Raw genomic sequence first — 20,363 nt, 5'->3', positions numbered from 1 at the left:
TATTCCTGCCCCTTGAGTTTCTGTTCCTAGACAGTCAGAAACCTAGACAGGAAGCGGCGTGCGGCCGTTAAGGCGCTCCGAAACACCCACAGATGAAGCAGGAGAGCCAAAATCTCCGTCGAATTGGTTCAGGGTCGGGTTCAGGAGTCGCAGGCGGGCAGGCGGGCAGCGGGCAGCGGGCAGCGGGCAGCGGGCAGCGGGCAGCGGGCAGCGGGAGGCGGGTTCGGGGATGCAGTGAACGGATGCCGATTTGCACCGGCCTCCACCATCCCGTATCGTGGGCGAAAGCCAAAGACCGCCGGTTATTGTCGTGTAGAAATGCACTGGCAATCGAAGGTTCATTCACGTGAACGGCCCGCGCAGGATTCGAAGTCAGACTGCATTCTTCCGGAATGCGTTCCCAGCTCCGGCGCCTGCGCCGGAGCTTTTTTCATGTCTGCTCCCCGGGCTACCGGCACATGAAACCAAGAGGAGCGCCATGGCGAACAAGGAAGCAACGGTCGCCGAGCTTACGGAGAAATTCCAGAGCTCGACCGCCGTTCTGCTCACCGAGTACCGCGGTCTCACTGTTGCGCAGCTCAAGTCGCTGCGCGTTTCCATCAGTGCGGACGCCACGTACGCCGTGGTGAAGAACACGCTGACCAAGATTGCGGCGAACAACGCCGGCATCACGTCGTTTGACGACGAGCTTGTCGGTCCGTCCGCAATCGCATTCGTTCACGGAGACCCTGTCGCCGTTGCGAAGACCCTGCGTGCCTTCACCAAGGCAAACCCTCTCCTGGTAGTGAAGGGTGGTTACTTCGACGGTAACCCGCTCACCGCCGCAGAGGTAGGCAAGCTCGCCGACCTCGAGTCCCGCGAAGTGCTGCTGGCCAAGCTGGCCGGCGCATTCAAGGCCTCGCTGTTCGGAGCCGCATATCTGTTCAACGCACCGCTGTCGAAGGCTGTTCGCACCATCGACGCGCTGCGTGAGAAGCAGGAGTCCGCGAACTAGGCATCTGCCTGGCATCGCGGTGAGTAACTAAGAAACTATAGGGAGAAAAATCATGGCAAAGCTTTCCACCGAGGAATTGCTCGAACAGTTCAAGGGACTCACCCTCATCGAACTCTCCGAGTTCGTCAAGGCGTTCGAGGAGACCTTCGAGGTCACCGCCGCTGCACCGGTCGCCGCTGCCGGCGCTGCCGGTCCCGCCGCCCCCGTTGAAGAGGTCGAAGAGCAGTCCGCTTTCGACGTCATCCTCGAGGCTGTCGGCGACAAGAAGATCCAGGTCATCAAGGTTGTGCGCGAGCTCACCAGCCTGGGCCTCGGCGAGGCCAAGGCCGTCGTCGATGGCGCGCCGAAGGCCGTCCTCGAAGGCGTTTCCAAGGAAGCCGCTGAAAAGGGCAAGGCTGCTCTCGAAGCTGCCGGCGCCACCGCCGTCCTCAAGTAGTCGGGGCCCCGCGAGGGGTTCTCTGCTTCTCGTAGAGGCGTGACGGCGCAAGCCGTCCACACACAGAAGGCGTCGCATCCATCGGATGCGGCGCCTTCTGTCGTTATGCCCGTTCCGTCAGGCCCGACGCACGGTGTCAGCCCCCGTGGGTGAGCCGTGGGCCGCTGGTGCTCGAGCGGATGACCAGGTTCGTGGGCAGCCGGGTCAGGTGATCCTCGTCGCCGTGCTGAGTGGGGTTCTCCAATTCCGTCAGGAGGGCCTGCACCGCGAGCCGGCCCTGTGTGCGCGGGTGCTGCTCGAGGGTGGTCAGACGGAACATATCGGCATACGGATGTCCGTCGATCCCGATCACGGACAGGTCGGCCGGCACCTGGATGCCCAGTTCCCTGGCGGCGACGATCAAACCGATCGCGATCTCGTCGCTCGCGGCGAAGACCGCGGTGGGGCGGGTGCGCGGGTCGCCGAACACGGCGAGGCCCACCTCGTAGCCGCCCGGCATCGTGAACTCGCAGGCGTAGAACAGGCCCGAGCGTTCGGTGGGCAGGCCTGCGGCGCTCATGGCGGCGTAGAAACCGGTGAGCCGGTTGCTGTGCACCTGGAAGTCCATCTCGTCTTCTTTGCTGCCGCCGATGTGCACGATGTCCGTGTGCCCCAGGCTGAGCAGGTGCTCGGTGGCGAGCCGGGCCGCGGCAACGTCGTCGATGGCGATCGTGTCCACGCCGCGGATGGGTCCGCCGATTCCGACCAGCGGGCGGCCCAGACGGTGCAGCAGGGTGACCTCCTCATCGCTGAGCGCCACACCGACCGAGATCACTCCGTCGAAGCGTTTGCGCGCGAGGAAGTACTCGAAGACCCTCTCCCGTTCAGGTGAGGGTGCCGGCAGGTTGTAGAGGGTCATGTCGTACCCCTTGTCCAGCAGCGCCTGTTCCATGCTCTCCAGAACCTCGGAGAAAAACCAGCGGCTGATGAACGGGATGATCACGCCGATGCTCTTGGTTCGGCCGGTGACGAGGCTGGCCGCGTTGGGTGAAGCGACGTAACCAATCTCCCTGGCTGCAGCGATGACCTTGATCCGGGTCTGCTCCGACACATAGCCACGACCGCTCAGGGCACGGGAGGCTGTGGCCTTCGCGACGCCGGCGAGGCGTGCGACATCCGCTATTGCGCTCATTCCAGCCTCCGCCCTTGGACCCGTTTCCAACACTGTACAGCTCTGGCAGGCTCGCTGGAACCGGTTCCATTATATCCGCCGGAATGCGACACGTCCCGCGGGACGAACTTTCGAAGGTGTCGTGGCGGGAGTGCGATCTTTGCCATTCCGTGACAAATCTGGTCTTGCGATTCGGCCCGGCGTACCGTACCTTGTGGTGTGGAACCGGTTCCTTATCTGATCGTTTTCGGCACAGAAGCTGTTCCTGCAGCACCTGGGTGTTTGTCCGGGGATATCCCCGGCGCATCTTCATCAAACTCAACGAGGAGGAAAAATGCGGTCATTCCACCGCCGAATCACAGCACCCATCGCCATTGCGGCGATCGCCGGTCTGACCTTGGCCGGCTGTTCCGGTGGCCCCGGCAGCACGAACACCGACTCCGGAGCTGAAGGCGACGGCGTCGTCTCCGTCTACGGCACCATCGGTGACACCGAGGCCAAGCTCCTCGAGAAGTCCTGGGCTGCCTGGGAAGAAGAGAACAACATCGACATCCAGTACGAGGCGTCGAAGGAGTTCGAGGCTCAGATCGCCATCCGCGCCCAGGGTGGCAGTGCTCCCGACATCGCGATCTTCCCGCAGCCCGGACTGATGGCCGACCTTGCCAGCCGCGACTTCCTCAAGCCTGCCCCGAAAGCCGTCGAAGACAACGTCGACGAGTTCTGGTCCAAGGACTGGAAGGCCTACGGCACCGTCGGGGACACGTTCTACGGCGCGCCACTGATGGCCAGCGTCAAGGGCTTCATCTGGTACTCCCCGGCTAAGTTCACCGAGTGGGGTGTCGAAGTTCCCGAGACCTGGGACGAACTCCTCGCCGTGACGAAGACCATCCAGGAGAAGACCGGCAGCGCTCCGTGGTGCGCCGGATTCGGCTCGGGCGACGCCACCGGCTGGCCGGGCACGGACTGGGTCGAAGACCTCGTCCTGCGTCAGGCCGGAGCGGAGACCTACGACAAGTGGGTTGCCAACGAGATCCCGTTCACGGACCCCGCAATCAAGGCCGCCTTCGACTCCGTCGGAGAGATCCTGCTGAACCCTGCCAACGTCAACGCCACGTTCGGTGATGTTCGCTCGATCAACAGCACCCCGTTCGGTGACGTGGCCACGCCGCTCGCCGCAGGAACCTGCGCGCTGCACCACCAGGCATCCTTCTTCGACGGCTTCATCACGGATGCCGGCGGAGAGGTCGGTCCCGACGGTGACGTCTGGGCCTTCATCACCCCGGCCGAAGAGGCCGGCAGCCAGGCCGTGACCGGTGGTGGCGAGATCGTCGCCGCATTCGCGGATGACGCCGACACCCAGGCCGTTCAGACGTACCTCTCCAGCGACGACTGGGCTAATAGCCGGGTGAGCCTCGGTGGAGTCATCAGCGCCAACTCGGGTCTTGACCCGGCCAACGCGAAGAGCCCCATCCTGCAGGAAGCCATCAAGATCCTTCAGGACCCGGAGACCACCTTCCGCTTTGACGCCTCCGACCTGATGCCCGGCTCCGTGGGCGCCGGCACCTTCTGGAAGGGAATGGTCAACTGGATCAACGGAGCCCCGACCGACGAGGTTCTCACCAGCATCGAAGCCGGCTGGCCCTCCAGCTAGTTCAATTCGGAACCAGCTCATCTAACAGCACCACAACCGTGCGGGTCGTCCTCCTGAAAAGGGGCGACCCGCACTCCCCTGCTGGTGTACCGTGGCGGTAGTTTTCCGCCCCACCAGCAAACTGTGAGCCCGCAGTCGTACTCGAGAGGTTTCATATGTCGGCGTTCCTTGCCTGGCTGGCTGACTTGCCGCCCCTGGTCCAAGTCCCCATCATCATCCTCGCGTTCGTCGCCCTGGTGGCCGCGATCCTGTTCGTCGTCGAGATAGCCCCGCGCAAGGGCACCGGCTACACCGTCATCCGTCTCGCCGTCTGCGTCGCCGCCCCGCTGCTCATCCTGCTCGCCGCGGGATCATACTGGTGGGCCATCGCCGCGGCCGCCGTGCTCGGCGGAGTCTTCTTCATCGTCGACTACCGCTCACGCTCCGGCGCCGGCTACCTCTTCCAGCTCTTCGGCTTCCTCGCTCCGGCCATCCTGCTCCTCATCGTCGGACTCATCATCCCGACCATCCAGACCACGGTGCAGGCGTTCATGAACTCCCGCGGAACCGAGTTCATCGGCCTCGACAACTTCGTCTGGGTGTTCACCCAGCCGGAGGCCATCCGCACGGTGCTCAACACGATCGTCTGGGTGCTCATCACTCCGCTCGTGTCTACGATCGCCGGCCTGGCCTATGCGGTCTTCATCGACAAGAGCCGCGGCGAGAAGTACTTCAAGATCATGGTCTTCATGCCCATGGCCATCTCTTTCGTCGGGGCGTCCATCATCTGGCGCTTCGTCTACACGGCCCGGCCGGCCGACCAGAACCAGATCGGCCTGCTCAACCAGGTTGTGGTGTGGTTCGGCGGCCAGCCCGTCGACTTCCTCGCCAACGCACCCTGGAACACGGTCTTCCTGATCGTCGTGCTGATCTGGGTGCAGACCGGCTTCGCCATGGTCGTGCTCTCCGCCGCCATCAAGGGCGTGCCTGCCGAGCAGATGGAGGCCGCCGAACTCGACGGCACCAACGCCTGGCAGAAGTTCACCAACGTCACGGTGCCCGGCATCCGCGGCGCCCTCGTCGTCGTGTTGACGACGATCTCCATCGCCTCCCTCAAGGTCTTCGACATCGTCCGGACCATGACCGCAGGCGCCAACGACACCAGCGTCATCGCGAACGAGATGTACACGCAGTTCAAGAACTTCGAGCAGGGCCGGTCCGCCGCCTTCGCCGTGATCCTGTTCCTGCTCGTGCTCCCGATCGTCGTCTACAACGCCCGCCAGATTCAGAAGCAGAGGGAAATCCGATGAGCGCGATTCTTCCGGTTGAGCTCCCCGTCGACAAGAACACCAAGAGCCAAACTCGCCGAGGCGAGCGCCGTCAGGAGTTCGCGGCGGCCAAGCGCACCAAGAAGCGGTTGACCAGCCGAGGCGCCACGATCGCGGCGCTCGTGATCGCCGTGCTCTGGACCGTTCCGACCTTCGGGCTCTTCGTCTCCTCCTTCCGCCCGGCGCAGGAAGTACGCACCACCGGCTGGTGGACGCTCTTCTCGAACTGGGGTCTGACCATCGACAACTACAGCGATGTGCTCCAGGCCGGCAACAGTCAGCTGAATCTGGCCGGTGCGTTCATCAACTCGATCGCGATCACCCTGCCGGCCACACTGCTGCCGCTGATCATCGCCAGCCTCGCGGCCTACGCATTCGCCTGGATCGACTTCCGCGGCAAGAACGTGCTGTTCATCGCGGTTTTCGCGCTGCAGATCGTTCCGCTGCAGATGGCCCTCGTGCCGCTCTTGCAGTTCTTCTCGCGGGGTGAGGTCTTCGGCTTCCCGGTGGTCTCCTCGATCAGCGACGCCGGCGGCTACTCGCAGGTGTGGATCGCGCACACGATGTTCGCCCTGCCGCTCGCCATCTACCTGCTGCACAACTTCGTGTCGGAGATTCCCGCCGACGTCATCGAGGCGGCGCGGGTCGACGGCGCCGGTCACGGGCAGATCTTCTTCCGCATCGTGCTGCCGCTGACCATGCCGGCGATCGCATCCTTCGCCATCTTCCAGTTCCTCTGGGTCTGGAACGACCTGCTCGTGGCGCTGATCTTCGCCGACGGTGCGGTGGCGCCGATGACCAAGCTGCTGGCCGAGATCACCGGTACCCGCGGCCAGGACTGGCACCTGCTCACGGCCGGCGCGTTCATCTCGATCCTGGTTCCGCTGATCGTGTTCTTCTCCCTGCAGCGCTACTTCGTGCGCGGCCTGCTGGCCGGTTCGACGAAGGGCTAGCCGCATCAGCGACTGTGCCCGTTCCGCCGCTGGCGCCCACCCGGGCCGCCGGTGTTCGGAACGGGCACATTTGTGTGCCGCGCGGGAGTTTAGAGTGAATTCATGAGTGGAATGCACGGTGGCGGCGGCGGTCGACGGGGGCGGGTAAGCGGCGCGGATGTCGTGGCGCAGCGGGCCGAGAACGCCGAGGCCCCGCGCATCCCGAATTTGCTTCGCCGGATCATCGGCCTGTTCGCGCCGCACCGCGCGAAGCTCACGGTCACCGTGGTTCTCGTATTCATCAGCGCGGCGCTCTCCGTCGTGCCGCCCCTGCTCGTGCAGCGGGCCTTCGACGAGGGGCTCTTCCCGCCCGGCGGCAGCCCGGACGTGCAGCGTCTCGCCGTGCTCGTGGGGGTGATGATCGCCATCTATTTGGGGACGCAGTTGCTCGGCGTCTGGCAGGCCTGGCTCACCGCCACGGTCGGCAACTCGGTGATGGGTGCCCTGCGGGTGCGGCTGTTCACCCACTTGCAGGCGATGGAACTGAGCTTCTTCACGCGAACGAAGACGGGCGTCATCCAATCCAGGCTGCAGAACGATGTCGGCGGCGTCGCGAGCGTGCTCACCAACACCATCTCCAGTCTGCTCGGCAACGCCGTGACCGTGATCGCGGCGCTCGTCGCGATGCTCCTGCTGAGCTGGCAGCTGGCGATCGTCGCCATCATCCTGATGCCCGTACTCGTCTTTGCCCAGCGCCGGGTCGGCCAGGTGCGGGCCCGCATCGCGTCCAGGACGCAGGAGTCGCTCTCGGACATGACGGCGATCACGCAGGAGACGCTGAGCGTATCCGGCATCCTGCTCTCGAAAAGCTTCACCCGCCAGAAGACCGAGATCCATCGGTATGCCGACGAGAATGCCAACCAGGTCGAGTTGCAGATCAGCCAGCAGATGAGCGGCCAGTGGTTCTTCGCCACGGTGAGCATCTTCCTCTCCAGCATCCCGGCGATCGTCTACCTCGTGGCCGGTCTGCTGATGGGCAGTGGAACGACCGACATCACGGCGGGCACGATCGTAGCCTTCACGACCGTGCAGTCACGGCTGCTGTTCCCGCTGCTCGGCCTGATGCGCGTTGCCCTCGACCTGCAGACCTCAAGCGCCCTGTTCGCCCGCATCTTCCAGTACCTCGACCTCCGGCCCGCGATCCGCGACGCCCCCGACGCCGCCCCCGTGCCGGCCCGCGGCGAGGCCGTCGGCCGGGTCGCCTTCGACGGGGTCACCTTCGCCTACCCGGATGCCGGCGCGGAATCGCGCCCCACCCTGGACGACGTCTCCTTCACGATCGAGCCGGGCCAGTTCGCGGCCTTCGTCGGCCCGTCCGGGGCAGGCAAGACCACCGTGTCCTATCTCATCCCGCGCTTCTACGAGGCCTCGGCCGGGCGGGTACTCTTCTCCGGCGTCGAGGTGCAGGGCCTCCAGCAGCAGTCCCTCGTCTCCCACATCGGCATCGTCAGCCAGGAGACCTACCTCTTCCACGCGACCATCGCCGAGAACCTCCGCTACGCGAAACCGGAGGCGACGGATGCCGAGCTCGAGGCCGCGGCCCGGTCGGCGAGTATCCACGACACGATCGCATCCTTCCCCGCCGGCTACGACACCCTGGTGGGGGAGCGCGGCTACCGGCTCTCCGGCGGCGAGAAGCAGCGCATCGCCATCGCGCGGGTGCTGCTCAAGGACCCCGAGGTGCTGATCCTCGACGAGGCCACCAGCGCCCTGGACGCCATCTCCGAGCGCGTCGTTCAGGCGGCCCTGGACACCGCTTCCCGCGGGCGTACGACCATCGCCATCGCGCACCGGCTGTCGACCATCGTGTCCGCCGACGTCATCTTCGTCGTCGACGCCGGCCGGATCGTAGAGAGGGGCACCCACGCCGAACTGCTCAAAGACGATGGCGTCTACGCGCGGCTGTACTCGGAGCAGGTCACGTCGCCGACGCCCACGGCCCCCACTCCGCTCACGCCGATAGAGTTGACCCGGCTCGAATCCGTGACGAAGAACCCTCGATGAAGGACTCTCGATGAAAATTGCCGACACCGTTCTCGACCTCATCGGTGACACCCCCCTGGTCAGGCTGCACAAGGTGACGGCTGACGTCAGCGCCACCGTGCTGGTCAAGCTGGAGTACCTGAACCCGGGCGGCTCCGCGAAGGACCGCATCGCGGTGCGCATCATCGATGCCGCCGAACGGGACGGCCTCCTGCTTCCCGGCGGCACCATCGTCGAGCCGACCTCGGGCAACACGGGCGTCGGCCTCGCTCTCGTTGCCCAGCAACGCGGCTACAAGTGCGTGTTCGTGCTGCCGGACAAGGTGGGCGAGGACAAGCGCAACGTGCTCACGGCCTACGGCGCGGAGATTGTGGTGACCCCGACATCCGTCGCCCCCGACCACCCTGACTCCTATTACAGCGTGTCCGACCGGCTGGCCCGGGAGATCCCGGGGGCTTTCAAGCCCAACCAGTACTTCAACCCAAACGGCCCGCTCAGCCACTACGAGACGACCGGGCCCGAGATCTGGCGCGACACCGACGGCACGATCACCCACTTCGTCGCGGGCGTCGGCACCGGCGGCACCATCACCGGTACCGGACGGTACCTGCGCGAGGTCTCGGGAGAGAGCGTGCGCATCATCGGCGCCGATCCGGAGGGCTCGGTGTACTCCGGTGGCACCGGCCGGCCGTATCTGGTCGAGGGCGTGGGCGAGGACTTCTGGCCGGGCGCCTACGACCCGGAGGTCGTGCACGAGGTGATCGCCGTCTCCGACGCCGACTCCTTCGCGATGACCCGCCGGCTCGCCCTCGAAGAGGGCATTCTGGTCGGAGGTTCGAGCGGCATGGCCGTCGTCGCCGCCCTGCGCGCGGCGAAAACCCTCGGCGCCGACGACACCATCGTCGTGCTGCTGCCCGACGGCGGGCGCGGCTACCTGGGCAAGATCTTCAATGACGGCTGGATGCGCAGCTACGGTTTCAGCAACGCGCCCGCCGGGCACACGGTCGGCGACCTGCTCTCGTCCAAGACCGGCGCCCTGCCGCCGTTCGTCTACGTGCACCCCAGCGCCACGGTGCACGACGCCATCGGAGTCATGACCGAGGCCAGCGTCTCCCAGGTGCTGGTGCTCACCGAAAAGCCCCCGGTGGTGATGGGCGAGGTCGTCGGCGCGGTCGACGAACGCCGGCTGATGGAACTCGTCTTCTCCGGCGAAGCGAAACTGGCCGACCGCGTCGGCGAGTTCGTCGGCGACTCCCTCCCGCTGATCGGGGTGAACGAGCCCGTCGCGGCCGCGCGCGCCGCCTTCGCCGGCCACGATGCGCTCCTCGTCACCGACGGCGGCAAACCCCTCGGCGTCATCACCCGCCACGACCTGCTCACCTACCTGAGCGCCTGAACAGCATGACTAAGGACGAATCAATGGCTCGCACACCAAACTTCGACACCATCGCCATCCACGCGGGGCAGGAATTCGACCCGACGACCGGCGCCGTGATCCCGCCCATCTACCAGACGTCCACGTATGTGCAGGAGAGCATCGGCCACCTGCGCGGCGGCTACGAGTACAGCCGCGGCGGCAACCCGACCCGCACCGTGCTCGAGACCCTGCTGGCCGCGCTGGAGGGCGGAAAGCACGGCCTCTCCTTCGCCAGCGGGCTCGCCGCGGAGGACACCATCCTGCGCGCGCTGCTCGCACCGGGCGACCACATCGTGCTCGGCAACGATGTCTATGGCGGCACGCACCGGCTGATCAACCGGGTGCACGGTGCCTGGGGCATCCTCAACTCCACCGTGGAGATGAGCGACCTCGCCGCCGTCGAACAGGCCATCATCCCGGGCGAGACGAAGATCCTCTGGGTGGAGACGCCCAGCAATCCACTGATGAAGGTCTGCGACATCGCCGCTCTGGCCCGGATCGGCCACCGCTTCGGCGTGACCGTGATCGTGGACAATACGTTCGCCTCGCCCGCGCTGCAGCAGCCCCTGGCCTTGGGGGCCGACGTCGTCGTGCATTCCACCACGAAGTACCTCGGTGGCCACTCCGACGTGCTCGGCGGCGCCCTGATCATCAACGACGACGAGCTCGCCGAGAAGGCCCAGTTCCTGCAGTTCGCCGCCGGCCCCGTCTCGGCCCCGATGGATGCCTGGCTCACCGTGCGCGGAATCAAGACCCTCTCGGTGCGGATGGACCGCCACTGCAGCAACGCCCAGGCGATCGCCGAGCACCTGCAGGGCCACCCGGCGATCGACCGGGTCTACTACCCCGGCCTGCCGACGCACGCGGGCCACGAGCTGGCGAAGAAGCAGATGAGCGGCTTCGGTGGCATGCTGTCGATCTCCTTCGTGGGCGGCGCGGCCGCGGCGCGTTCCTTCGCCGAGGCCACGCAGCTGTTCCAGCTGGCCGAATCGCTCGGTGGCGTGGAATCGCTGGTCAACTACCCCTCCGAGATGACCCACGCGTCGGTTCGCGGCACGGAACTCGAAGTAGCGGACAACATCATCCGTCTGTCCGTGGGCATCGAAGGCGTCGCCGACCTCATCGACGACATCGATCGGGCGCTCGCGGTCGTCTAGGCGGATAAATCCGTACAGCCGCGGCGGCCCTGGCTGCCGTGGCTGATGCGGCTGATGCGGCATCGCCGCTCAGGGAGATTACCTCCGCTTCGAACGAATTCGACGGAGATTTTGCCAGGATCAGCAGGAAACACGCCCAGAAGACGGTTTTACACCACAATCTCCGTCGAATTGGTTCGGAACAGGACACCGCGCTCCGATTGGGACTCACTCCTCGAGCCTGACGGTTTTTGCACGGAGTGTGTCTTTTCTTTGCCATTTCCGCCGTACCCCCGGTGCGGCAGCACGGTCAGATGACCACTTCCTCTCAGGCTCTGTTCCTGCAACCGGCTGTTCCTGCAACCGGCTGTGCCGGCGACGGATGCCGCGCCGGCCCGAGCCGGCAGCCTCGGCCTGGTACAGGGCACGGCCCCGTATATCGCGGCGGTGCTCGGCACCGGCATTCTCGCACTGCCGGGCTTGGCCGGCACTGCGGCCGGGCCGGCGTCGCTGGTCGCGGTGTTCGTCTCTCTTCTGTCGATCCCGGTGGCCAGCACGTTCGCCGCCCCGGCGGCCCGCTATCCGGACCCCGGCGGCGTCGCCAGCTATGTGCGCCGGGCCCTCGGCCCGACCTGGGCGCGGACGACCGGGTACTCGTTCTTCTTCGGCGTCGGCACCGCGATCAGCCTGTTCGTGTGGGCCTTCGCGGGCTAGGAGGTCGGCACGCACATCGCGGCGGAGTTCACGAACCCCGGAGGGGTCACCCCCCTCGCCACGGCGGTCGCCCTCGTCCTGGTCGGCATCGCCTACCTGGCCCTGCAGTGCGTGACCGTCGCCGTTCTGGGCCGGGCCGCGGGGCGGGGGCAGGTTGCGCCGCTCGACCTGGTCGCAACGAACGCGCCCGGCGTCGGTCCGGTTTTCGTCGCCGTGATTGCCGCTGTCGCGGCCGTCGGAGTGCTCAACGTCTACCTCGGGGCGTTCATCCTGATCCACACGAGTTCGATGGTGGCCATCATGTGCTCGGCATGATCGCGGCCGTGCGTCTGCTCGACCGCCACACGCTGGGCTGGTGGCTGGCCGTCGTGTCGGTCGTGCTCACGGTCGGCCTCCTCATTCTCGCCGGTCTCAATCTGCTCGTTCCCGCGGTACTGGCCAGTGTGGCCGTGGCCGTGCGGCTAGTGAAGCGGTGGCAGCTGTCGCGCCGTGCTACCGGGAGTGGTGTACAACCCGGGTGAGCCCGGCGGGGACCAGTACGGTTCCGGTCACGACTGCATCAGTCAGGAGCTCGGTGCCGACGGCCGGGCATGGCCGGTCGGCATCCGTGTGGTTGATCAGAAATAGGAAATCGCCGGTGTCGTTCGACCGGGTGACCCTCTCGACGCCGTCGATGCCGGGGGCGGCATCGACACCTGCCGTGTCGAGCACGTCGAGCATTAGGGAATCGAGGTCGGCGCCGGTGAGCCGGGTCGAAATGTACCAGGCCGAGCCGGCCCCGAAAGCATTGCGGGTGATGGCCGGTCCGCCCTTGGCCGGGCCGTCCAGATACCGGGCCAGCACCTCGGCCGTGGAGACCGCGATGTCGTCGGCCCACAGGGTGCCGGTGCGGGAGTCGCTGAGGGTAACCGTTTCGTTCTCGTGCAGCGGCAGGAATTCGGGGATGCACAGGCCGAGCACCTCGCGCAGGGCGCCGGGAGCGGCGCCGAGGTAGACCGTGTCGTTATCGTCGACGATGCCGGAGAAGTACGACACGACCAGGTGGCCGCCTGCCCGAACGTACGCGGTGAGGTTGGCGGAGGCCGTCGGGCCAACCAGGTAAAGGCTTGGGGCGATCACGAGGTCGTAGCTGCCGAGGTCGGCGGTCGGGTGAGCGAAGTCCACCGTCACATTGCGGTCCCACAGCGCTGTATAGAAGGCCTCGACGCGCTCGCGGTGGCCCAGCTCGACGCTGGGGCGCCACTCCAAGTCCTGCGCCCAGAACGATTCGGTGTCCCAGAGCAACGCGACCCGAGCGCGCACGCGGGAGGTGCGCACGGGCTCCAACGCGCCGAGGGTCTGGCCCAACGCCAGGACCTCGCGCCACAGCCGGGTCTCGGCGCCGGCGTGCGGCAGCATGGCGGAGTGGAACTTCTCCACGCCAAAGCGTGAGGCCCGGAACTGGAAGAACAGAATGCCGTCCGCACCACGCGCGAGGTGGGAGAGCGAATTTCGGGCTAGTTCACCCGCCCGCTTGGCGATGTTGCGCGGCTGCCAGTTCACAGCCCCGGTTGAGTGTTCCATCAGGATCCACGGCGCTCCGCCAGCCAGCGACCGAGTGAGGTCGGCATCCATCGCCAGGAGCACGTGGTTGTCGGCGCGCTCGGCGACCAGATAGTGATCATTCGAGACGATGTCCACCTCCCTGCTCCACCGCCAATAGTCGGCAGAGAGGCAATTAGTTGCCATGAAGTTGGTGGTCACGGGAATGTCGGGCGTGAACCGGCGGATGACGTCGCGCTCGCCGATGTAGCACTCCAGCAGAGCGTCGGAGGTGAACCGGTGGAAGTCGAGGCGTTGGGCCTGGTTGCTCACCGAGGCCGACTGGCGCGGGGCGTCGATTTCGTCCCATTCGCCATAGACCTGTCCCCAGAACGTGGTGCCCCACAGCTCGTTGAGTACTTCGAGGGTGCCGTAGCGCTTCCGCAGCCACACCCGGAAGGCCGCGACGGAGTGGTCGTCATAGGAATCGCTGATCGGGGCGCCGTACTCGTTGTGCACGTGCCAGAGCACGAGCGCGGGGTGGTTCGCGTACCGGCGGGCGAGTTGTTCCGTGATCGCCGCCGCTGCCCGGCGGTAGTCGGGGCTCGACGGGCTGACCAGGCCACGCGAGCCGTTGCCCAGCGTGATTCCGTCGCGGGTGACGGGCCGGGAATCCGGGTATTTCTTCCAGAACCAGGCCGGTGGCGCGGCCGTGGGGGTGGCCAGGTCGACGTCGATTCCGGCCTCGTGCAGCAGCCCGATGATGTCGTCGAGCAGACCGAAGTCGTATTCCCCCTCCCGCGGTTCGAGCAGCCCCCAGGAGAAGATCCCGACGCTGACGAGGTTGATGCCGGCCTGCTGCATCAGCGCCACGTCCTCGAGCCAGGTCTCCCGCGGCCACTGCTCCGGGTTGTAATCGCCGCCGTAGCGCAGTCGGTTCGTGCCCTTCAGCCAGCGGTTCGTCGCTGACGGGAGCGTGGGTACTGCGGTCTCGATCGGCATTGGTCTGGATCTCCTTTTTACTGTGTGCGCTCCCAGTTTTAGCACAGGAACTTCTGGGATGCGTAAATTTATCTGCGTGTTGACAACGAATATGATTGTGTGCGTGACTAGTACCGCTCACAGTCAGAGTCGAGTTTTGACGCGATGATGCCGCGGGCGCCAACTCACAGCACCAGCTTTCTTCAAGGAGGACGAATGCGCACGTCGATACGAATCGGGACGGTGGCCCTGGCCACCGCCGCAACACTGCTCATGGCAGGTTGTTCAACGGATGCCGCGGGCGGTGACTCCGGGCCCGTCGAGCTCAACTACTGGGCCTGGGCCCCGAACCTCGACCAGGTCGTCGACACCTGGAACGCCGAGAATCCGGACATCCAGGTTACGGTTCAGAAGCAGGACGGCGGCGACCCGGCCATCACCAAACTTCTCACGGCCATCAAGGCCGGCAGCGGAGCTCCCGACCTGATCCAGGCGGAGTACCAGAAGATCCCGACCCTGGTCTCCTCCGACGCCCTCGCCGACATCTCCGAGCTGGGCGCCAATGACGTGGAGGACGAATTCGCCGTCGGCGTCTGGGACTCCGTCACGCTCGGCTCCGACGCCGTCTACGCCATCCCGCAGGACACCGGGCCGATGATGTTCTATTACCGCGCCGACATCCTCAAGCAGCTCGGCCTGGCCGTTCCCACCACGTGGGACGAATACGCCCAAGTGGCGCGCGCCGTGCACGCCTCCGACCCGGCCAAGTACCTGGGCACCTTCTCGTCGAATGACGCCGGCTGGTTCACCGGCATGGCGCAGCAGGCCGGTGCCTCCTGGTGGGGCATCGATGGCGAGTCCTGGAGCGTCAACATCGACGAGACCCCCACCAAGACGGTCGCCGGCTACTGGGGCGGCCTCGTGGAAGAGGGAGTCATCGACAACAAGCCGATGTACACGCCCGAGTGGAACGCCGGCCTCAACAGCGGCGAACAGGTCGGCTGGCTGAGCGCCATCTGGGCACCCGGCGTCCTGGCGGGCAACGCCGCGGACACCGCCGGTCTCTGGATGGCCGCACCCATGCCACAGTGGGACGCCTCGGCGCCCGCCACGGGCAACTGGGGTGGCTCCTCGACCGCGGTTACCACGCAGTCGAAACACCAGGAAGCCGCCACCGAGTTCGCCACCTGGCTGAACACCGACCCCGACGCAGTGCAGGCGCTCGTCACCGCGACGGGCATCTACCCCGCCAACGTCGATGCCGCCGCCTCCGCGCTCACGGCGCCGCCGGAGTTCTTCAATAACCAGCCCGACTTCTATGAGGTGGCCGCCGAGGTCGCCCAGACCGTGACCCCGTTCAGCTACGGACCAAACGTCAACGTCGCCTATAGCGCGTACAACGACGAATTCGCCAAGGCTGCCGACGCGAGGAAGAAGAGTGCATTCCTCGACGCCATCGCGGCAATGCAGACGATCACCACGGCCGACATGAAGAAGAGCGGCTTCACCGTCAAGTAACACCCAGCACCATCCGGGCCGCCCGCCGCGCGGGCGGCCCGTTCACACCGAACACCGTGACCGCGTCGATTGAGGACAATCCGTGACAGTGATAGAGGCCCCCGTGGCCACCAGGAGCAGCACACCGCCTCCGCAGCAGCGTAGGGAGAAGGGCAAGTTCCGCTCGAGGGTGCTCGTGCCCTACGCGATGCTGGCGCCGGGCATCATCCTGTTCGTGGTCTTCATGGCCGCACCCATCGTCTACACACTCTTTCTCAGTTTCCAGAAGACCAAGGTCTCCGGACTGGGTCTGGGCGCCGGCGCACGCTCGACCGTCTTCGCGGGCATCGACAACTACGCCGCCACCCTCACGAACGCCGAATTCGGTGCCAGTGTGGGGCGCGTCCTGCTCTACGGCCTCATCCTGATCCCCGTGATGCTGGGTCTGGCCCTGCTGTTCGCCCTGTTGCTCGACTCCCGGCGAACGCGGGCCACCGGGTTCTCCCGCACCGCGATCTTCCTGCCGTTCGCCGTGCCGGCCGTGATCAGCTCCCTCCTCTGGGGATTCCTGTACCTACCCGCCGTGAGCCCGTTCTACTTTCTCTTCGAACGGTTCGGCTGGGACGTCCCGTCGCTGCTCTCCTCGTCGGGCGTCATCTTCGCGATCGCCAACATCGCCCTGTGGGGCGGCGTCGGCTTCAACATGATCGTGATGTACACCTCGCTGAAGTCGGTGCCCACCGACATCTACGAGGCTGCGAAGCTCGACGGCTGCACCGAGGTGCAGATCGCACGGCGCATCAAGATCCCGATCATTGCCCCCGCCATCGTGATGACCGCCCTGTTCTCGATGGTGGCCACGCTGCAGGTCTTCGCCGAGCCGACCACCCTGCGACCACTCACGAACTCCCTGTCCACCAGCTGGTCACCGCTGATGCTGGTCTACCGGGACGCCTTCACCCGTGACGACATCTACTCGGCGGCCGCAACCTCGATCGTCATCGCCGTCGTGACCTTCGCCTTCTCATTCCTGTTCCTGCGCGTTGTGCAGAAACGCGCATTCGGTCAGGAGGACTGACCATGACCACCTCATCCACCGTGACCCGTCCAGGCCGCGCCCTGCTCAAGGCAGAGCGCGTCGCCGCCCGCACCTTCCGCCAGAAGGCCAGCCCGGTCTCTACGGGCATCCTTCTCGTCGGCGCCATCTACTGCCTCTTCCCCGTCTTCTGGGTGTTGATGGCCTCGAGCAAGGACGCCTCCGAGCTTTTCTCCACGTTCACGCTGATGCCGAGTTCGCACCTCTGGGACAACATCGTGGAGCTGAGCCGGTACCGCGACGGCCTCTACTGGCGCTGGGTGCTCAACACGGCGATCTACGCCGGCGTCGGCGCCCTCGCCTCCACCTGGGTCTCGGCGATCTCCGGCTACGTTCTGGCCAAGTTCGAGTTCCCCGGCAAGCGCGCGGTCTTCGCGGTGCTGCTGATGGGAGTGCTCGTGCCCGGCGTCATCCTCGCCATCCCGCAATACTTCCTGCTGGCCGAGGTCGGCCTGACCAACACGATCTGGTCCGTGCTGCTGCCGCAGATCATCAGCCCCTACGGCATCTATCTGGCGCGCATCTACGCGGCGGCGTCGGTGCCCACCGAGGTTGTCGAGGCATCCCGCACCGAGGGAGCCGGTGAGCTCTACATCTTCAATCGCATCGCCCTGCCGATGATGGGCCCCGGGCTCGTGACGATCTTCCTCTTCCAGTTTGTTGCGGTCTGGAACAACTTCATGCTGCCCTACATCATGCTCGGCAATGACAGGCTCTTCCCGGTCACGGTCGGCCTGAGCGGCCTGCTCAATCAGGGTGCGACCGCGCCGTCCATGTACACGCTCGTAATCACGGGTGCCTTACTGTCGATCATCCCTCTGGTAATACTGTTCCTTGTGCTGCAGCGCTACTGGAAGGTCGACCTTGCTGCGGGCGCGGTCAAAGCCTGAGGATGGATAGAATTCTGACGTGACCCCGCCCCCTTCGAAGCGCCGGCCGACCATCGATGATGTGTCCGCAGCCGCCGGCGTATCCCGGGGAACGGTTTCTCGGGTGCTGAACGGCGGTCACTGGGTGGGTCCGGATGCTCTGGCGGCAGTGAACGCGGCCATCAAGAAGACGGGCTACCGGGTCAACCCGCATGCACGCAGCCTCGCCACCAGCCGCGCCAACTCGGTGGCCTTCCTTCTCACCGAGTCCCACGAGCGGTTGTTCGAAGACCCGAACTTCGCTGTACTGATGAGCGGGGCGTCGCGGGCGCTCTCCGTGCACGACATCTCGTTGGTCTTGATCATGGCGGGCAATGAGGACGAACAGCGCCGGGCCACGGAGTTCGTCACGGCGGGCCACGTCGATGGTGTGTTGCTGGTTTCCTCGCATAGTGGTCGCCGCGGACTGTCCGAGATCATCGCGGCCGGCGTGCCGGCGATTGCCTGTGGGGTGCCGTTGGGCTTCGAAAACAAGATGGGGTATGTGGCCGCCGACGACTACGAAGGCGCTCGGGAAATGGTGCGCTACCTGACCAGCCTCGGCCGCACTCGCATCGCTACCATCACCGGGCCAGAAGATACCTCCGGAGGCATGCGTCGCTTCGAAGCGTATGTCGATGAACGCGCCGATGTATTCGACGAGACGTATGTGGCCCATGGCGACTACAGCCGGTCGAGCGGCGCGGCGGCAATGACGGCTCTCCTGACACGGCACCCCGATCTGGACGCGGTGTTCGCCGCCAACGACGTGATGGCAGCCGGGGCACTCGATGTGCTTCTTGCGTCGGGCCGCCGAGTGCCGGAAGACGTCGCAGTCGGGGGCTTTGATGACGGTCCCATCGCGGCCACGACGCACCCTCCGCTCACGACCATGCGGCAGCCGTTCGACCGCATCAGCGAAGAAATGGTGCGCTTGCTCCTGCAGGTTATCGGGGGCGAACGCCCCGCTGCCATGGTTCTGCCGACTGATCTGGTGGTGCGCGAGAGCGCCTGATCAACCGAGGCGCAATGTGCGCCAGGGGGCGTCACCGGAGTGCATACTTGATTTGCGTTCACAATTGTGACCGTGCACATGCCAACAAGGTCTTCCTGTGACTATCGATCTGCCCAAGGGGCGTGCCCCGAGCATCCGTGATGTGGCGCGCCTCGCGGGGGTCTCGCATCAGACCGTTTCGCGCGTGCTCAACGACCACCCCAGCATCCGTGATTCCACCAAGGCGAAGGTGTTGCAGGTCATGGAAGACCTGCAGTACCGGCCGAACCGGGCGGCCCGCGCACTGTCGCGCGGGCGTTCGCGCACCATCGGCCTGCTCTCGGCGGAGAGTGCCTACGGGCCGGCGAGCAGCATCGCCGCCATCCAGGACGCCGCCCAGGAAGCCGGCTATTACGTCAACACCGCGAACCTCACATCCGTCGACACGGAGTCGATCGAGGCGGCGCTGGAGCACCTGATGAACCAGTCCGTGGAGGGCATCGTCGTGATCGCGCCGCAGGTGCGGGTCTTCGACGCCCTGGAACAGCTGTCCATCGACGTGCCGTTCGTCACCCTGCAGTCCACCGGCCGCCTCGACAATTCCCTGTCCGTCGACCAGATGACCGGTGCCAGACAGGCCACGCGGCACCTGATCGACCTCGGCCATCGGAGTATCTACCACCTTGCCGGACCCCAGGACTGGATTGAGGCCGAGGCCCGAATGCGCGGCTTCCTCGACGAGATGTGGGAAATGGATGTGCCGACCATGGCGCCGATTCTGGGCGACTGGACCGCCGACTTCGGATACCGTGCCGGACGAGAACTGCTCCGGAGGCGGGACTTCACGGCCATCTTCGCGTCGAATGATCTGATGGCGCTCGGGTTCATGCACGCCTGCCGCGAGGCGGGCCTCGACCTGCCGCGCGACATGAGTATCGTCGGCTACGACGATATTCCCGAAGCGGCACACTTCTGGCCACCGCTCACGACAGTGCGCCAAGACTTTGCCGAACTCGGGCGGCGGTGCATCGCCCTTCTGCTCAGCAACCTCAGCGGCGGGGTACCGATCGAGCGGAGCGACCCGATCATTCCCGAGCTCATCGTGCGCGGCTCGACCGCACCGCCCGCGTTCTGAGTTCGGCACATGCGCGACCTCGCCTCGATCACCCGTGAAGGGTTCGCTCTCCCCCGCGACTCTCTCCGGAGTTCCTTGAGCGCATTGTCGAGCAGTTCCCTGTTTCCGCACAGCACTAAAGAAGTGGTAAGCCGCCCCGCCGGGACCGTCCGTGAGCCGGCTGGGCTCGGCGGAATGTCCTGACTTCAGACCCCGCTCAGGGGAGCAACAGCCTGTTACGCAAGCGTGACAAAACGAAACTTGACACCGGGACTATCACCGGGTCTATAGTGTCAATGTGATCGGTCACATGGACTCGATTTCCCGCACTTTTTTCCAAACGCATGACATTGAGGTCAAGCTTGTGAGCACACTTTTCCACCTGCCCGGCAGCTCCGCTGCCGCCCTGCTGAGCGGGAGCGGGATGATCTTTCGCGCGTCCATTCCGTTGTCGGTATGGGATACCTGTAGT

Annotated in this window: 18 protein-coding genes; 16 read left to right on the top strand and 2 right to left on the bottom strand. The window is 65.6% G+C overall.

The genetic code is table 11. The features are described from left to right. Positions 1–478 precede the first annotated feature (478 nt). Both rplJ and rplL read left to right on the top strand, forming a co-directional pair. Positions 479–994, top strand: coding sequence for a 50S ribosomal protein L10 (gene rplJ / locus E3N86_RS04120; RefSeq protein WP_104100771.1), 516 nt, complete (start codon positions 479–481; stop codon positions 992–994). A gap of 52 nt (positions 995–1,046) precedes the next feature. Then, a complete protein-coding gene (gene rplL, locus E3N86_RS04115; protein WP_104100772.1) occupies positions 1,047–1,430 on the top strand; it encodes a 50S ribosomal protein L7/L12 in 384 nt (127 codons plus the stop codon). A 136-nt stretch (positions 1,431–1,566) separates the two neighbouring features. On the opposite strand, the gene E3N86_RS04110 is transcribed toward rplL, so the two are convergent. Beyond that, positions 1,567–2,601 (bottom strand): LacI family DNA-binding transcriptional regulator, encoded by a 1,035-nt coding sequence (locus tag E3N86_RS04110; RefSeq protein WP_104100773.1) that lies wholly within the window; start codon positions 2,599–2,601, stop codon positions 1,567–1,569. Positions 2,602–2,914: 313 nt separating this feature from the next. On the opposite strand from E3N86_RS04110, the gene E3N86_RS04105 reads away from it, so the two are divergent. The 9 genes from E3N86_RS04105 (at position 2,915) to E3N86_RS17275 (ending at position 12,301) form a co-directional block, all read left to right on the top strand. Further along, positions 2,915–4,231, top strand: coding sequence for an ABC transporter substrate-binding protein (locus E3N86_RS04105; protein WP_104100774.1), 1,317 nt, complete (start codon positions 2,915–2,917; stop codon positions 4,229–4,231). 155 nt (positions 4,232–4,386) lie between these two features. After that, the gene (locus E3N86_RS04100; protein WP_134342291.1) at positions 4,387–5,520 is read left to right on the top strand and encodes a carbohydrate ABC transporter permease; all 1,134 of its coding nucleotides are present in this window, start codon (positions 4,387–4,389) and stop codon (positions 5,518–5,520) included. Continuing rightward, positions 5,517–6,491, top strand: coding sequence for a carbohydrate ABC transporter permease (locus E3N86_RS04095; protein WP_104100776.1), 975 nt, complete (start codon positions 5,517–5,519; stop codon positions 6,489–6,491). The genes E3N86_RS04100 and E3N86_RS04095 overlap by 4 nt, the downstream gene beginning before the upstream one ends. 102 nt (positions 6,492–6,593) lie before the next feature. Further along, positions 6,594–8,534: an ABC transporter ATP-binding protein gene (locus E3N86_RS04090; protein ID WP_134371982.1), complete on the top strand. Its 1,941-nt coding sequence runs from the start codon at positions 6,594–6,596 to the stop codon at positions 8,532–8,534. Positions 8,535–8,544: 10 nt separating this feature from the next. After that, positions 8,545–9,909, top strand: coding sequence for a cystathionine beta-synthase (locus tag E3N86_RS04085; protein ID WP_134511379.1), 1,365 nt, complete (start codon positions 8,545–8,547; stop codon positions 9,907–9,909). Positions 9,910–9,932: 23 nt separating this feature from the next. After that, a complete protein-coding gene (locus E3N86_RS04080) occupies positions 9,933–11,087 on the top strand; it encodes a cystathionine gamma-synthase (RefSeq protein WP_134511378.1) in 1,155 nt (384 codons plus the stop codon). A gap of 348 nt (positions 11,088–11,435) precedes the next feature. Further along, positions 11,436–11,780 carry a hypothetical protein gene (locus tag E3N86_RS17285; RefSeq protein ID WP_241985936.1) on the top strand — a complete coding sequence of 115 codons (345 nt, stop codon included), beginning with the start codon at positions 11,436–11,438 and terminating at the stop codon, positions 11,778–11,780. Between the two features lie 111 nt (positions 11,781–11,891). Next, positions 11,892–12,095 carry a hypothetical protein gene (locus E3N86_RS17280; RefSeq protein ID WP_241981689.1) on the top strand — a complete coding sequence of 68 codons (204 nt, stop codon included), beginning with the start codon at positions 11,892–11,894 and terminating at the stop codon, positions 12,093–12,095. Next, on the top strand, positions 12,083–12,301 hold the full coding sequence (locus E3N86_RS17275; RefSeq protein ID WP_134415387.1) for a hypothetical protein: 219 nt from the start codon (positions 12,083–12,085) through the stop codon (positions 12,299–12,301). The genes E3N86_RS17280 and E3N86_RS17275 overlap by 13 nt, the downstream gene beginning before the upstream one ends. Here the strand turns inward: E3N86_RS17275 and E3N86_RS04070 are convergent. Next, entirely contained in the window at positions 12,273–14,303 is a 2,031-nt protein-coding gene (locus tag E3N86_RS04070) for a beta-galactosidase (RefSeq protein WP_134511377.1), read from the bottom strand. The genes E3N86_RS17275 and E3N86_RS04070 overlap by 29 nt on opposite strands. 195 nt (positions 14,304–14,498) lie before the next feature. Here E3N86_RS04070 and E3N86_RS04065 point away from each other — a divergent pair, with 195 nt between their 5' ends. The 5 genes from E3N86_RS04065 (at position 14,499) to E3N86_RS04045 (ending at position 19,912) form a co-directional block, all read left to right on the top strand. Beyond that, on the top strand, positions 14,499–15,800 hold the full coding sequence (locus tag E3N86_RS04065; protein ID WP_134511376.1) for an ABC transporter substrate-binding protein: 1,302 nt from the start codon (positions 14,499–14,501) through the stop codon (positions 15,798–15,800). Positions 15,801–15,882: 82 nt separating this feature from the next. Then, positions 15,883–16,857, top strand: a complete 975-nt coding sequence (locus tag E3N86_RS04060) for a carbohydrate ABC transporter permease (protein ID WP_370287886.1) — start codon at positions 15,883–15,885, stop codon at positions 16,855–16,857. 2 nt (positions 16,858–16,859) lie between these two features. Next, positions 16,860–17,765, top strand: a complete 906-nt coding sequence (locus E3N86_RS04055; protein WP_134511375.1) for a carbohydrate ABC transporter permease — start codon at positions 16,860–16,862, stop codon at positions 17,763–17,765. A gap of 19 nt (positions 17,766–17,784) precedes the next feature. Then, complete coding sequence (locus E3N86_RS04050; RefSeq protein ID WP_134371970.1) at positions 17,785–18,798, top strand: LacI family DNA-binding transcriptional regulator; 1,014 nt, start codon at positions 17,785–17,787, stop codon at positions 18,796–18,798. Between the two features lie 97 nt (positions 18,799–18,895). Next, the gene (locus E3N86_RS04045; protein ID WP_104170404.1) at positions 18,896–19,912 is read left to right on the top strand and encodes a LacI family DNA-binding transcriptional regulator; all 1,017 of its coding nucleotides are present in this window, start codon (positions 18,896–18,898) and stop codon (positions 19,910–19,912) included. Positions 19,913–20,363: the final 451 nt, after the last annotated feature.

This window comes from Cryobacterium sp. Hz7, from assembly GCF_004402815.1.
In the GTDB taxonomy this organism is placed as follows: Bacteria; Actinomycetota; Actinomycetes; order Actinomycetales; family Microbacteriaceae; genus Cryobacterium; species Cryobacterium sandaracinum.
This window is presented reverse-complemented; position numbering and strand designations above follow the sequence as displayed.